The organism is Ancylobacter aquaticus (genome assembly GCF_004339465.1).
Classification (GTDB): Bacteria; Pseudomonadota; Alphaproteobacteria; order Rhizobiales; family Xanthobacteraceae; genus Ancylobacter; species Ancylobacter aquaticus.
On sequence record NZ_SMFY01000003.1, the window covers coordinates 113,768 to 127,172 of the forward strand.

Annotated in this window: 13 protein-coding genes; 9 read left to right on the top strand and 4 right to left on the bottom strand. The window is 61.9% G+C overall.

All coding sequences use genetic code 11. The annotated features are described in order from the left end of the window. Positions 1-50 precede the first annotated feature (50 nt). A complete protein-coding gene (locus EV667_RS16625; protein WP_131836472.1) occupies positions 51-695 on the bottom strand; it encodes a hypothetical protein in 645 nt (214 codons plus the stop codon). Positions 696-1,440: 745 nt separating this feature from the next. Between EV667_RS16625 and EV667_RS16630 the strand changes: the two genes are divergently transcribed. The 8 genes from EV667_RS16630 to EV667_RS16670 all read left to right on the top strand — a co-directional run bounded on the left by EV667_RS16630 (position 1,441) and on the right by EV667_RS16670 (position 11,312). Further along, positions 1,441-3,012, top strand: a complete 1,572-nt coding sequence (locus tag EV667_RS16630) for a recombinase family protein (RefSeq protein WP_131836473.1) — start codon at positions 1,441-1,443, stop codon at positions 3,010-3,012. Then, positions 3,012-3,905 carry a plasmid partitioning protein RepB C-terminal domain-containing protein gene (locus EV667_RS16635; protein ID WP_131836474.1) on the top strand — a complete coding sequence of 298 codons (894 nt, stop codon included), beginning with the start codon at positions 3,012-3,014 and terminating at the stop codon, positions 3,903-3,905. Before EV667_RS16630 ends, EV667_RS16635 begins: the two co-directional genes overlap by 1 nt. Next, a complete protein-coding gene (locus EV667_RS16640; protein WP_131836475.1) occupies positions 3,902-4,795 on the top strand; it encodes a plasmid partitioning protein RepB C-terminal domain-containing protein in 894 nt (297 codons plus the stop codon). Before EV667_RS16635 ends, EV667_RS16640 begins: the two co-directional genes overlap by 4 nt. Positions 4,796-6,081: 1,286 nt before the next feature. Beyond that, positions 6,082-7,140 (top strand): ABC transporter substrate-binding protein, encoded by a 1,059-nt coding sequence (locus EV667_RS16650; protein WP_131836476.1) that lies wholly within the window; start codon positions 6,082-6,084, stop codon positions 7,138-7,140. Between the two features lie 71 nt (positions 7,141-7,211). Further along, positions 7,212-8,120, top strand: coding sequence for an ABC transporter permease (locus EV667_RS16655; RefSeq protein ID WP_131836477.1), 909 nt, complete (start codon positions 7,212-7,214; stop codon positions 8,118-8,120). Next, positions 8,117-8,908 (top strand): ABC transporter ATP-binding protein, encoded by a 792-nt coding sequence (locus EV667_RS16660; protein ID WP_131836478.1) that lies wholly within the window; start codon positions 8,117-8,119, stop codon positions 8,906-8,908. Before EV667_RS16655 ends, EV667_RS16660 begins: the two co-directional genes overlap by 4 nt. A gap of 9 nt (positions 8,909-8,917) precedes the next feature. Further along, positions 8,918-9,751, top strand: a complete 834-nt coding sequence (locus EV667_RS16665; RefSeq protein ID WP_131836820.1) for a carbon-nitrogen hydrolase family protein — start codon at positions 8,918-8,920, stop codon at positions 9,749-9,751. A 19-nt stretch (positions 9,752-9,770) separates the two neighbouring features. Continuing rightward, positions 9,771-11,312, top strand: coding sequence for an amidohydrolase family protein (locus EV667_RS16670; protein ID WP_131836479.1), 1,542 nt, complete (start codon positions 9,771-9,773; stop codon positions 11,310-11,312). Positions 11,313-11,481: 169 nt separating this feature from the next. Here the strand turns inward: EV667_RS16670 and EV667_RS22605 are convergent, their stop codons facing one another. Both EV667_RS22605 and EV667_RS23255 read right to left on the bottom strand, forming a co-directional pair. Continuing rightward, complete coding sequence (locus EV667_RS22605; protein ID WP_165901634.1) at positions 11,482-11,868, bottom strand: HD domain-containing protein; 387 nt, start codon at positions 11,866-11,868, stop codon at positions 11,482-11,484. 13 nt (positions 11,869-11,881) lie between these two features. Continuing rightward, a complete protein-coding gene (locus EV667_RS23255) occupies positions 11,882-12,133 on the bottom strand; it encodes an HD domain-containing protein (RefSeq protein ID WP_165901635.1) in 252 nt (83 codons plus the stop codon). 84 nt (positions 12,134-12,217) lie between these two features. Here EV667_RS23255 and EV667_RS22610 point away from each other — a divergent pair, with 84 nt between their 5' ends. Then, positions 12,218-12,367, top strand: a complete 150-nt coding sequence (locus tag EV667_RS22610) for a hypothetical protein (RefSeq protein WP_165901636.1) — start codon at positions 12,218-12,220, stop codon at positions 12,365-12,367. A 206-nt stretch (positions 12,368-12,573) separates the two neighbouring features. Here EV667_RS22610 and EV667_RS16680 read toward each other — a convergent pair whose 3' ends face one another. Next, the gene (locus tag EV667_RS16680; RefSeq protein WP_131836480.1) at positions 12,574-13,404 is read right to left on the bottom strand and encodes a 4'-phosphopantetheinyl transferase family protein; all 831 of its coding nucleotides are present in this window, start codon (positions 13,402-13,404) and stop codon (positions 12,574-12,576) included. Position 13,405 lies beyond the last annotated feature (1 nt).

Genomic DNA, 13,405 nt, shown 5'->3' on the forward strand with positions numbered 1-13,405 from the left:
TAAACATGCTTGAGCGCGGTTCCAGAGGCGCAAATCGCCCATATGCGCCCCTATGCAACAGCGACGCCTAGCTCACTCAAAACATTTAGGATTTTGGCTTTCCCGTTTTGGCGGACAATGTGCTCGGCTTCGAAACTCAAGGCGGCTTCAATGAGCAACCGCTCCATGTTGCGTTCGAACCGGCGCCGAAGCGTTTTGATGCGATCCGCAACTTGATCTTCGGCCAAGTCCTGAAGGGCATTCGCTTGTTGAAGTGCTTGGCGGCAAAGCGTTCCGTACGCGAGTTTGGTGCCATTGAAGCCAAAAATATTCAGGAAGTATGTTCGCGCGAGTTCGCGTTCAATATGTGATAATTGGTCCTTATACTTGCGGCCTCGACTAAGTGGAACCCCGATAAGCGCATTCAAACCGCGATCGAGTCGCACGCGGCGATCCACGTTGCTGGGGTTACCGTCAATTATTGCCAGAAGAATAGGCGATAGAGCGATAATCGCCTCAGCTCGCGACTTCTGCTCTTGGGTAAGAAATGGCTCAACCCCAACCCATGTGTAATCGGACGGGTCTCCATCAGTCAGGAAGCGCGTTGTGCGGCTGAGCCCCTTAAGCCGGGCAGGCAGTGGTTCGTTGGCTTTAATCCGCTTTCCGGCTTTGGCCGCGCCAGACTCTTTTTGGATTGGCATCAGATTGAAATCCATAACCGTGTGGTGAAGCCAGCTAGATCTGGTCGGCAATCTTAGCCCATATCGCCCGCATGATTGGCGATGACGCCGGTGCCGGCACTGACTGTGTGCCGCCGCCCTAATGATGTGCCAGGAACCGGGAGGGGTCCCGCACGCGCCCACGCACGCGTAGCCGCCCCGCCCCATGAAAAACTTGGATACTGGGTAGCGCAGGGAATCCAAGCGTACTGAGGTACGTAGGGTGCCGAGGATTAGACCCGACTTCCGTCTTTTAGTCTCGCCGAACGCTGGCGGCGCTGCCCTAAGTCACATTCGGCGATGTCCCCTGCCTGATGTGGACCTTTGGCGTTTGAGATTCTCAAAGGCTCCCATCGCCCTCGCTATTGCCACTTCCGCAGCATGTAAATCGACGCCTAGCTTAGCATCTGGGTGGCTGGTGAGATCGACAATAACCTCAAAGACAGCGTCGCACTCGCGAGCGAGGCGGAGGAGATGGTAGCCGCTTGGGCTCCCTGTCCCGTTCATCCACGTTCGTGCGCTCCTCTCACTTGCGCCTGTCCAGCGCATGATGGTCTTTACGGCAACTCCAGTTCCTCCGAGATCGTGCCGAAGCGCGCTGCTAATCTGCGCTATATATTCGGCCTCTGAGGGGACCCGGTTTGCATTCGGAAGTTTTCTACCGCTCTTGGGAAGCATTCTCCTGCTCCTTCCGGGGTAATGCTGAAATGCGGCTTGTGCCGCCGAGCCAACGAGGCCGGCGATGGTCATCAACTGGAACAACGGCAACGATCAAATCCCATCGGCCGAGCCGCTGGGGATACCCGCTGCTGAATATGTCCGCATGTCGACCGAACACCAGCAATATTCCACAGATAATCAGACTTTAGCAGTTCGTCTATATGCTGAACAACGCGGCTTCCGCATCGTGCGAACCTACGCAGACGAGGGAAGAAGTGGTCTCACGGTTGGAGGGCGCCCTGCTTTAAAGCAGTTGCTGTATGACATAGAGCACGGTCAGGCCGACTTTCGAGCTTTGCTCGTCTATGACGTAAGCCGGCTAGGGCGGTGGCAAGATACAGACGAAGCCGCCAGCCACGAGCTTCGGTGTCGACGGGCCGGCATCGCGGTCCATTATTGCGCGGAGCAGTTCGAGAATGATGGCAGCATCGGCTCCTCGATCATCAAAACCGTCAAACGCGCGATGGCCGGGGAATACAGCCGTGAATTATCGGTCAAGGGGTTCGCAGGGCAGGCAAACTTAATCAGGCTCGGCTACCGCCAAGGCGGAGCGGCCGGTTTCGGTCTGCGCCGCCTTCTTGTCGATCAGCATGGTGAGGCTAAGACGGAGCTTAAGCACGGACAGCAGAAAAGCATCGCAACCGATCGCGTGATCCTTGTGCTAGGGCCACCGGCGGAAGTGAAATTTGTTCAGCAGGTTTATCGGCTATTCGTCGATGGCCAAAGCGAGCAGCAGATCGCGGACTTTCTGAATGGTCAGGGGGTGCTCTCAGATCTTGGTCGACCCTGGACGCGAGGGACAGTTCATCAGCTTCTGACCAACGAAAAATACATTGGGAACAACGTCTGGGCACGTACCTCCTTCAAGCTGAAGGACCGGCACGTATCCAATAAGCCTGAAGATTGGATCCGTGCTGACAATGCGTTCCCACGGGTTGTCGACCCGGAAACGTTCGACAAGGCTCAGGCGATCATCGCATCGCGGGCACAGCACCTCAGCGATGAGGCAATGCTAGAGATTCTGCGATCGATCCTTGAGCGCAACGGCATGCTATCCGGGCTCATCATTGATGAGATGGAAGGCGCGCCGTCGAGTAGTTCCTATAGGTGCCGATTCGGTGGGTTAATCCGAGCCTACGCCCTAGCTGGGTTTTCGCCCGCCCGGGACTACCGTTACCTCGAGATCAATCGGAAGCTGCGCTCGCTGCACCCGGCCCTTGTGGATGAGGTGCTCGCTGGCTTGCGATTGGCTGGCGGGATCGTCATTCGGAATCCACTCACGGACATACTCACGATCAATGAGGAGTTCACGGCCTCCATCATTATCGTGCGGTGTTTACGGACGTCGGCCGGATCGCTGCGATGGAAGCTGCGGCTCGACACCGCTCTGAAGCCTGACCTGACCGTTGCAGTCCGAATGGACGAGAACAACATGGTTCCCCGCGACTACTATCTCTTGCCGAGGCTCGATATGCGAACGGCCGTACTTAGGCTAAGCGAGCATAACGGCTTGTCGCTCGATGCGTATCGCTTCGATACCCCCGATACCTTTTACGGAATGGCTGCCCGGCAACCGTTCCCGAGGGCCGCGTGATGAATCCGCGGCCCGCACAAAGGGTCGAATGGGTCCCCATTGAACGGATCAACGTCCTCAATCCCCGCCTCCGCAATAAGCGGGTGTTTCGGGAGATAGTCGAGAACATTGCGAAGATCGGGTTGAAACGGCCTATCACCGTTACAAGGCGGGTCGAGGCTGGTGGGCCATTCTACGATCTCGTGTGTGGGCAGGGCCGGCTCGAGGCGTATCAAGCACTCGGCCAGCAGGAAGTTCCGGCACTTGTCGTTAGCGCTGACACAGAGGACTGTTTGATCGCGAGTTTGGTCGAGAACTGTGCTCGCCGTCAGCACCGCGCCATCGACCTCCTGCAGGACATCGGCCTGATGCGCGAGCGCGGCCATTCGGTAACGGACATCGCTCGGAAAACCGGCCTGTCATACGACTATGTGTACGGTGTGGCCCGCCTATTGGAACAAGGTGAGCAACGCCTTTTACGTTCAGTCGAATCCCGCACCATCCCCCTCAGCGTCGCCTTGGAGATCGCGGAAGCTGACGACCACAGCGTGCAGCGAGCGTTGCAGGACGCCTACGATAAGGGCCTTCTCCGCGGCAAACGCCTGCTCGCCGCTAAGAAGCTGGTCGAGACCCGTCGTCGCCGAGGCAAGGAACTCGACGCGCAGAAATCGTCCGCAACGAAGCGTTTATCTACTGCAGAATTGTTGAGGACGTATGAGGAGGACGCCGAGCGCAAACGCGACATGATCCGGCGAGCAAATGGTTCAAAGGACCGTTTGGTGTTGATTGTCGAAGCCTTTCGGCGGCTTTCTCGCGACGACACCTTCATGGGGATACTAGAAGACGAGGCGCTGATGAGCATGCCGGAACGGATCGCGACGCGCCTAACTCAGTCCCAGGAGAGAAGGGGATGACGACAAAGCGTCCCGTGACGTCGGTAAAGCTTGGTTTTGAGGAAGCCAGTCTGCGAATCCCCATCAACGTCATCATGCCGCTGCGCAATGTTTCGGAGACGGTTCGCAGGTCCGTTAAATATGCCCAAATCGCCGCCTCAATTGCAGAGGTCGGGATCATCGAGCCGCCGGTAGTCGTTCGCGACAGCGCCGACAAGGAGCAGTTTCATCTCCTCGATGGCCACCTACGTCTAGACATCCTCAGGGCCCGGGGCGAAACGGAGGTCGTCTGCCTGATCGCGCTCGACGATGAGGCATTTACATATAACAAGCGCGTCAGCCGGATTGCGATCATTCAGGAGCATAAGATGATCCTGAATGCCATCCGCAAGGGCGTACCCGAGGAACGGCTAGCTCGCGCCCTCAATGTTAATATCGCGAATATCAGGATGAAGCGGAACCTGCTCGTCGGCATCTGCCCGGAGACTGCCGAGTTGCTACGGGACAAGCATGTACCGCTCAGCGTTTTCACCGAGCTCCGTTTCCTGAAGCCGATGCGCCAGATCGAAGCGGCGCAGTCCATGATCACTATGAACCGCTATTCCACCGGTTATGCCCGGTCGCTTGTCGCGTCAACGCCGGAGGACCAGCTTGCCGAAGGCCGGCAGCGGCGTAGGCGCGGACTGACCGATGAACAGATCTCGGTGATGCAGCGCGAGTCGGAAAATCTCGATCGGCAATTCAAACTCGTCGAGCAAGCGTATGGGGCCGACCAACTCGATCTGGTCCAGGCTATCGGCTACGTGAATCGCTTACTGGGTAACGCTCGTATCGTCCGGCACCTTGCTCAGCATCACGCAGGGATTCTCGCCGAACTACAGAAGGTGATGAGTCTGCAGGAGGCCGCTTGATAGGCGGTCGCTGCGCTGCCTATTTTCTCGGGTTGCTGACCGGTTACCGTCCCTGCTTTCTCAGGAAATTATCGGCAATTCGACCGGGTTTCGCCAAGTCCAATTTTCGTGCCCGACCCAGATTCGGACACGAGCGGACTCTGTTGTACTAGAGAGGAATAAAGCGTATCTAGGCTGCGTCGTAGTTTATTGCTTGCCAAGGTTGGGGTCGTGGGTTCGAATCCCATCGCCCGCTCCAAATTTTCCCATTAAAATCAGATGCTAGCAGACGCCCTTCGGGGCGCTTTTGTTTGCCCACGGCGGTTTGGCCTGCCTTGGCGAGCTCTGGAGTAGCTGATGGACTGCTCAAGGTCGTGCCGAGAGACCGGGCGGGGCGGGCGCGATGGCTGGGCCGACGAAGTCACCTGCGTTAAGGCGTTTGGTCGACCGCCCTGTGGCCGGCGTGAATGCCATCCGCGTTTGGCGCGGCGTCCCGGCCTGTCCGCCAAGTCGCTCGCTGAGAAAGCCGGCATCGCGCATGCCTTCGTGTCGCAGATCGAAACCGGCAAGCGCGGGAACAGGCGCGCGGCGAACGGATCGACCGTTGGGAGCGCGCCCAGCAGGCCGTGCCTGACCGCAGCCGCATTATCCTCACCCACACCAATGACGAGGTGCGCGCCCTTAACCAGGCGCCCCCGAACGCATGCGCCTTGGGGTGCTCGCTTCTTCGGTATCGTCCTATGTTCCGCCGCGGTGTCGAGGTCGCGAAAGCACAACGCAATCCTGAGGCTCGGATCGCTCGGAGCGCATGAATTATAATCATAGTATGCATGTTTCATAATCGCTTGGACTAAATTGTATTCACGACGCAAAAAATGCTTGCGCCGCGCAAAATCAGCGCTTTTACTCGCCTGATCGAAATATTGCTGACGCTCTCCGCCGTGCCCATGGGTAACCAAGCCGCAGTGATTTGCGGGATGCTATGTGCAAGGATAGAAATAGAGGGCGCCTATTAGAATGTTAAGATTCACCATTAAATTACGATATTTCGACGACTAGTCTGTCCATCGTGAACTGTTTAAATACGTTGTAGTGTATTTAGAAGTTGTAACTCGGTTGTTTTGCCGTGGCATGAAGGATAGCGCAGGGCGAAGATGCTCTCCCGGGTTGGCGTGCCCATCATCGTGATCCCATTCGCGGATCTCGCTGGTGTCGGCATACGTGCTGTATCGGCATGATCCGCCAGATCGACACTGATCGAGCTGAGCAGATGGGGTCACATCGCTTCTCAAGATCCGGAGGGGATCATGTGCGATCGTGACGGGACCTTCTTTCGCAATTTCTCGCGCCGCAACTTCCTGAAATCGACCGTCGCCGGTGCCGCAGCGACCATCGCCCTGCCACCGGCCCTTGCGGCGTTGCTGTCGCCCAGCAGGGCGCATGCCGCGGGCACCACCATCAAGGCGACGCACGGCTCCGGCTTCTGCAACATGGGCATGTTTCTCGCCAAGGAGCGGGAACTCACCAAGGCCGACGGTGTCGATCTCGAATTCGTGGTGACGCCGTCGAACACCGAAATCACCACCATGTTCGGTGCGGGCCTCGTCGACATGTCGATGATTCCCTATTCCAACTTCATGACGCTGTACGACGCTGGCGCACCGGTGAAGATCATCGCGGGCGGCGGCGTCGAAGGCTGCATCATTGTCGCCAAGGAAGGCATCAAATCCGCCGCCGATCTCAAGGGTAAGACCTTCGGCACCTTCCAGGCCGATACGCTCGAAGTCCTGCCTTACGACTACCTGAAGAAGGCCGGACTTTCCTTCAACGATGTGCAGATCAAATATCTCGACACCTCTCCGGAGCTTGCACAGGCGTTCATGGCCGGCGCCATCGATGCGATCTGCCACATCGAGCCCTACGCTTCCCAGTGCGTCATAGGTCGCGAAGGCGCCACCGTGCTCTCCGACGGCACCGACGTCTACGGCAAGGGCTACTCGGATTGCGTGCTTGCCGTCCGCACCCCGCTGCTTGAGAGCAACCCGGCCGCCGTGAAAGCGGTGATAAAGGCACTGTTCGTCGCCCAGTCTCAAGCCGAAGCCGACAAGACGGCAGCGCTCAAGGACACCGTCGGAAAATACTACAAGACGACCATGGAAGCAGCGATCGACGCCTCCTCCAAGCAGCCGATCGTGGTCGACCAGCGCAACCAAACGCAGTTCATCATCGATCGCGGCCAGTCCATGAAGGATCTCGGCTACGTCAAGAAACTGCCGGACAAGGGGGCCTTCAACTGGAGCCTGCTCGAAGCCGTGATCGCCGAGAACAAGCCGCTTTATGACGGCCTGAAGCTGAAGTCGGCCTGACGAGCCATCCCATCGGCCGGGCGTCCGCGCCTGGCCGATCGCAGCGTCGCGCGAGATGTCGGAAGGACGCCATGACCATGAGCGCTGATGTCGACCCCGCATCCCTCAGCCCCGCTGAGCCGGAGCGGAAGGTAGGTCTGGTGCTGTCACCCGCCTGGCGGCGACGCTTCGCGACATTAGGTTGGGGCTTCGTCTCCATCGGGTTGTTCGCCGGGATATGGGAACTGCTCTGGGCGCTGGGCTATGCGAACCCGCTGCTATTGCCGCCGCCGCATCTTTTTCTCTCTGACATCCCCGGCACGCTGCAATATTTCGATCGGTCGAACCGCATCGGCAGCGTGGCGAGCGGCGGCGGCGTGCTTGCGCTGCTGTTGACCATGGGCTCGACAACGTTGCGCGTTGTCATCGGGCTGACGCTGGGCTTCATCTGCGGCGTCGCCGTCGGTGCGACGATCCACTACATTAAGCCGGCTCGCAATCTGCTGCTGCCAACGATCCTGCTGCTGGCACCGATCTCGCCGGTCGCGTGGTTGCCGGTCGCCATCTTCGTGTTCGGTATCGGCGACGTGCCGGCGGTGTTCCTGGTGTTCATCACGGTGTTCTTCGCCATCGTGCTGTCCACAGGCGCGCAGATCGAGAGCGTGCCGAAGAACTACATCCACGTCGCCCGTATCATGGGCGCGACGCGCCGCCAGACGTTCTGGCGCGTCATTCTACCGTCGATACTGCCCAGCCTGTTCATGACTCTGCGGCTCAATCTCTTCGCCGCGTGGATGGTGGTGCTGATCGCAGAGACCGTGGGCGTCGGCACCGGCCTCGGGCAGATCACCTCGATGGCCCGCTCCACCTTCAATGCCCGGCTGGTCTTTTTCACCATGGGTATCATCGGCGTGCTCGGTTTTCTCTCCGACTGGGGATTGCGACAGGTGCAGCGCAAGATGCTGTGGTGGGTCGCCCCGAACCAGGGAGCATCGCGATGAGTTCGCGTCCCGCCATTTCCATCCGCTCGGTGTCGAAGAGATGGACACCCGAGGGCCGCGCCCCGGTGCAAGCTCTGAGCAACCTTACCTTCGATGTCGCGCCCGGCGAATTCATCGTGCTGCTCGGCCCGTCCGGTTGCGGCAAGTCCACTCTGCTCTACATGATCGCGGGCCTGGAGGATGTGTCGGGGGGCGCCATCTTCTGCGATGGCGAGCCGGTCACGGAACCCTCCGCCGAGCGTGGCCTGATCTTCCAGGAAGCCTCGCTTTTTCCCTGGCTGACCATCGCCGACAATGTGGCCTTCGGCCTTGCCATTCAGCATGAGCAGCCGGTCCGGCGGCGCGAGATCGCGATCGAGATGCTCAAGCGCGTCGGCCTTGGCGACATGCTGGACAAGAAGCCGGACGAACTCTCGGGCGGCATGCGCCAGCGCGCTGCCTGCGCCCGGGCGCTCGCCATGCGGCCCAAGGTACTGATGATGGACGAGCCGTTTGCAGCGCTCGACGTGCAGACCCGCTCGCGCATGCAAGACTTTCTGCTGCAGATCTGGCGTGACAGCGGCGCTTGCGTGCTGCTCGTCACCCACTCGATCGACGAGGCCATCTCGCTGGCCGACCGTGTGGTGGTCTTCACCGCCCGTCCAGGACAGGTGAAGACCATCGTGCCGATCGATCTGCCGCGTCCGCGCCAGAGCCGGGATCCGCGCTACCACGCCTATCGCGACATGTTCACCGAACTGCTGGCCGACGAAGTCGAACGTGCCTTCGCCGAGCAGGAAGCCGGATAGCCCGCCATGATGGCCTTGCCCAAAGTTGCCGCGGTCTCCATCGGGCCTGCGGACGAGGACCCCTTGCCTTTGTGGATGGAGGCCGAAGCCGGCATAAAGGCGGCTGCCCAAGCCGGGGCCACGCTGGTCGTGCTGCCGGAACTGTTCGCGCAGGCCTATGTGGCCGGCGAAGATCCGGGGCGCTGGTCTCACCGCGCCGAAACGATCGAAGGCCGCACGGCCACCCGCATGGCGACCGCCGCGCGCAGCAACGGCGTTGCCGTGCTGTTCGGCATGGCATTGACGGGACCGAACGGCCTGCCGCTGAATGCTGCCGCGCTGGCGCGCGCCGATGGTTCGGTAGAGCGGGTTGCGGGAAAGATACATCTTCCGCCGGCCAATCCGGCCGACGCGTTCGGCGAAGCCGACCATTTCGCCCCCGGCCCCGCCATTATAGGCGCGGTCGAGGTCGGCCCGATTCGGGTGGCGACACTGATCTGCTACGACCGCCGCTTCCCCGAATGCTGGCGCGCCGCGGCAAAGGCCGGCGCGGACCTCATAGCGGTCATGGTCGGCGGCCCGGCTCCCTCCGACCCGGAGGGACTTTTTGCCAGTGAATTGCGCACCCACGCCCGCGCCAACGCGGTCTATGCGCTGACGGCTGCACGCTACGGCACCGAGACCGTGCTGGGCCACCCGGTCCGCCACGATGGCGAGAGCCTCGCCATCGACCCCAACGGCGCGATCCTCGCGATTGCGCCGCAGGCAGCGCCGCGTCTCGTCGTGGCTACCGTCGATTTCGCCCGCCTCGCCGAGGCCCGCGCGCAAAACGCCACCGCGCGATGCCTGCGCCTGTCCGCTTGAGTTGAGAGGAAACCACGTCATGGCTGAACTGATCGTCCAGGCTCGCTGGGTCGTCACCGGCATCAAGGATCGCCACACTCCCGTCGTTATCGAGGACGGCGCCGTATTGTCCCGAGACGGCGTGATCGTGGCCGTCGGCGCGTCCGACGCCATGCAGAAGCTGGCGCCCGCGGCAGAGGTGAAGAGCTACCCCAACCACGCAATGCTTCCGGGTTTCGTCAACAGCCACCACCATGTTGGGCTAACTCCGCTGCAACTCGGCTCGCCGGACTACGCGCTCGAACTCTGGTTCGCCGGCCGCATGCCCGCGCGCAAGGTCGATCTCTATCTCGACACGCTGTATTCCGCCTTCGAGATGATCGCCTCCGGGGTCACTACAGTGCAGCACATCCATGGCTGGATGTCGGGCGGCTACGAGGCGGTCCACGGTGCGTCAACGAAGGTTCTGAACGCCTACCGCACGCTCGGCATGCGCGCTTCCTATTGCTACGCCGTGCGCGAGCAGAACCGCCTCGTCTATGAGGCCGATCAGGACTTCTGCGCCAGACTTCCCGCTCCGCTGGGGACAAAGCTCGCGGCGCACCTCACGTCGCAGGCCCTGCCATTCGACGATTTCATGCGGCTTTTCGACCAGCTCAGCGATGAGAATGTCGGGCAAACCCTAACCCGCATCCAGCTCGCCCCTGCCAATCTGCACTGGTGCACCGATGACGGCCTGCTGGCTCTGAACGAGAAGGCAACAGCGCGTGGCGTGCCGATGCACATGCATCTGCTGGAAACGGCGTATCAGAAGGAATATGCCCGTCGTCGCACCGGCAAGACCGCGTTGCGCCATCTGTACGACCTCGGCATCCTCGGCCCCCATATGACGCTCGGCCATGGCGTGTGGCTGAACGGCGAGGACATCGACATCGTCGCCGACACAGGCACCTGCATCTGCCATAATTGCTCGTCGAACTTCCGGCTGCGCTCAGGCCTCGCCCCGCTGAATGTGTGGGAGGCCAAGGGCATCACCGTCGGCCTGGGGCTCGACGAGGCCGGCATTAACGATGACCGCGACATGCTCTCCGAGCTGCGACTGGCGCTGCGTGTCCATCGCACGCCGGGCATGGACGATGACGACGTGCCAACCTGTGCGCAGGTGGTGAAGATGGCGACGGAAGCCGGCGGCATGACGACCGCTTTTGGCGCCGAGATCGGTCGGCTCGACCCCGGCCGCTTTTTTGATGCGGCGTTGATCAACTGGACGACGGCGACCTACCCGTTCCAGGATCCGGACATTCCGATGCTCGACGCACTGGTGCAGCGCGCCAAGACCGGCGCGGTCGATGCCGTCTTCATCAATGGCGAAATCGTCTATCAGGACGGGCGTTTCACCACTATCGACCGCGATGCGGTGCTCGCCGAAATCGCCGATATACTCGGCAAGCCGCGCAGCCCGGAAGAGGTCGAGCGCCGCGAACTCGGCCTCGCCGTATTCCCCCATGTGAAGAAGTTCTACGAGGGTTATATCCCCGACGAACCGCGCGAACCCTTCTACGCCGCCTCGGCGAGGGTGTAGCGTGGCTGTCAATTCGCCCGACATCACCCGCCAGCCGTGCAACTCATGAATAGGGATTTGTTATCCTCCGCGCTCGGTGCGGAGAATAACACGTGCAATCTCGGCATCGGACACGCGGGCGGGAGGTCGACGCCGAGGGGCAGCGGCGCTGGAGCTTTGAGCCGACACGTCAGGCGACTGCGCGCAGGCCCTTCGCCCTCGCAGGGTTGAGCAGCTTAAGCGACGGCCCGTCCGTTGCGTCTCGTCGCGGCCCCCTTTGCTGACGGCATCGTTGCGGACATGCAGGTATGGCGCAAAGACGCGCGCGCAGCACCGCGAGATCGGTGTGGTTGCCTCGCTCGATCGTCTCACCCGTCGCGGCCGCATAGAAGCGCTCCGTCGCGATGAAGTCGGCATCGATGAGGCAGGAAAACAGCATTCGCAGGAGGAAGCTCAGGGCGAAACCCTTCGGCCCTCCCGCCGGCGGCGGCACGCGCGGCCTCAGCTCCGCCGCTTCCGGCAGAGGCCCGGCATGGTGTTGCCACTCTGCCGGGACCAGCCGATGCGCTGAGTCCATACGGCGGTTCAGATCACAGCCATCCGCGAGGCCCGCATGATGGGCGGCGATGATGGCGGCGAGGATCGTGCCGAGCGCCCTGCCGGGACCCTTGCCATAATGGTCGAGCGCGAGGCGCGCCCCGGCGGACGTGGTCGCCGCCCGAGAGGCGCTGCCCGGCGATGTACCCCTGAAACTCCGGCGACACCTTGCCGATGTCATGCAGGCTTCCGGCGAGGTGCAGGACTTCCGCCCATCCCAGAGGCTCCGCGAATTCCCGCGCCAACGCGCCGACAGCCGCCGCGTGGTCGGCGAGTGTCTCCAGTTATCAAGGGGGCGACCCGGCAGCGAGTGTGCGTAGACGGTGGCCATGGGCGCGATCCGCTATTCCGAACTGGTGATTGGCGCAGCACCGGCCGTCGACGCCTCAGCCAAGGTCAGTGAGATATCGGCTGTTGCCAGCAACCGCGTCGGCGCCCCGACGATGGACCAGCCCCGTCAGGCCGCGTATTGCGCATAGGCACCGTGGCACCATGCGCAAACGCTACCGCAAGCTGCACAGCATCGCCAGCGCGGCGTCCGAGGGTGTGCTGACTCGGCGAAGCTTGCAGCCGCCCGGAAATGACCGCCTGTTATCGGCATAGCGACGAAGCCCTCAGTGTCGCGCTCGTCGAACACGACCAAAGCGGCTGCGCGCTGCGCAGGACAAATCCGGCGGGCTTGATTTCAGGCTGATCGGATCGCGCTCTCCGTCTGGCCGAGCGAGGCGAGCCAGTCGTGGAGCACAAAGGGCGAGGCGAACCCGTCGCCACCCTGCCATTGCGCCATGTGGGGGCGCACCACCGCGAGGGCGAAGGGGGCGGCGGCGAAGGCGATGCCCTCATACTGGGCGAAATTCTCGAAGCGGGCCCGCGCCCCGCCGGGCAGGGGCTCAAGGCTTGCCACCTCCAGCAGGTTGAAAGGCACGGTCAGCCCGCAGCGCAGCACCTTGGACAGCGCTTCCTTGAGGCACCACAGCAGCAGCAGGCGCTGGGGTTCGTCAAAGGGCAGGGCAGCGGCCGCCCTTTCCCGCTCGCGCGGCGTGGCCTGTTCGCGCAGTGCGCCAAGCTGCTCGGGTAAGGCGCGCTCAAGGTCCACCCCCATGGGGCAGGATTCGGGGTGCGCCACGGCGAGCGCCGCCCCGCCGGCATGAGCCAGTGTAACCTGCAGATTGGACAGGCCCGGTAGCGCGGCCACGGGTTGCCCGAACAAGCCCGGCAGGATGCACATGTCGCGGGCGGCAATCCCGGGCGCGAGAAGACCGAGGGCGTTCTTGGCCGCCCATCGCCCGGCGAGAAGCGATTGGCGACGGGCCGCCGCGAGCCGCTTGGTCAGCAGCGCCGCTTCGTCGGGGGCGAGCCAGCCGGGCGCGCCCGCGTCCAGCTCTTCCAGCGGTGCCGCCACCAGCGACATGGCACAGGAGAGGGTGCGACCGCCGGCGTGGAGGGCGAAAGCGGCCTCTCGCGCGAAGCCGGTTTCGTGCACAAAGACCGGGGAGGTGACGCCGGGGCCGGTCATG

Excerpts from the sequence above, each read along its gene's own strand:
- EV667_RS16625 (WP_131836472.1), bottom strand. The coding sequence starts at position 695 with ATGGATTTCAATCTGATGCCAATCCAAAAAGAGTCTGGCGCGGCCAAA.
- EV667_RS16630 (WP_131836473.1), top strand. The coding sequence starts at position 1,441 with ATGGTCATCAACTGGAACAACGGCAACGATCAAATCCCATCGGCCGAG.
- EV667_RS16635 (WP_131836474.1), top strand. The coding sequence starts at position 3,012 with ATGAATCCGCGGCCCGCACAAAGGGTCGAATGGGTCCCCATTGAACGG.
- EV667_RS16640 (WP_131836475.1), top strand. The coding sequence starts at position 3,902 with ATGACGACAAAGCGTCCCGTGACGTCGGTAAAGCTTGGTTTTGAGGAA.
- EV667_RS16650 (WP_131836476.1), top strand. The coding sequence starts at position 6,082 with ATGTGCGATCGTGACGGGACCTTCTTTCGCAATTTCTCGCGCCGCAAC.
- EV667_RS16655 (WP_131836477.1), top strand. The coding sequence starts at position 7,212 with ATGACCATGAGCGCTGATGTCGACCCCGCATCCCTCAGCCCCGCTGAG.
- EV667_RS16660 (WP_131836478.1), top strand. The coding sequence starts at position 8,117 with ATGAGTTCGCGTCCCGCCATTTCCATCCGCTCGGTGTCGAAGAGATGG.
- EV667_RS16665 (WP_131836820.1), top strand. The coding sequence starts at position 8,918 with ATGGCCTTGCCCAAAGTTGCCGCGGTCTCCATCGGGCCTGCGGACGAG.
- EV667_RS16670 (WP_131836479.1), top strand. The coding sequence starts at position 9,771 with ATGGCTGAACTGATCGTCCAGGCTCGCTGGGTCGTCACCGGCATCAAG.
- EV667_RS22605 (WP_165901634.1), bottom strand. The coding sequence starts at position 11,868 with ATGGACTCAGCGCATCGGCTGGTCCCGGCAGAGTGGCAACACCATGCC.
- EV667_RS22610 (WP_165901636.1), top strand. The coding sequence starts at position 12,218 with ATGGGCGCGATCCGCTATTCCGAACTGGTGATTGGCGCAGCACCGGCC.
- EV667_RS16680 (WP_131836480.1), bottom strand. The coding sequence starts at position 13,404 with ATGACCGGCCCCGGCGTCACCTCCCCGGTCTTTGTGCACGAAACCGGC.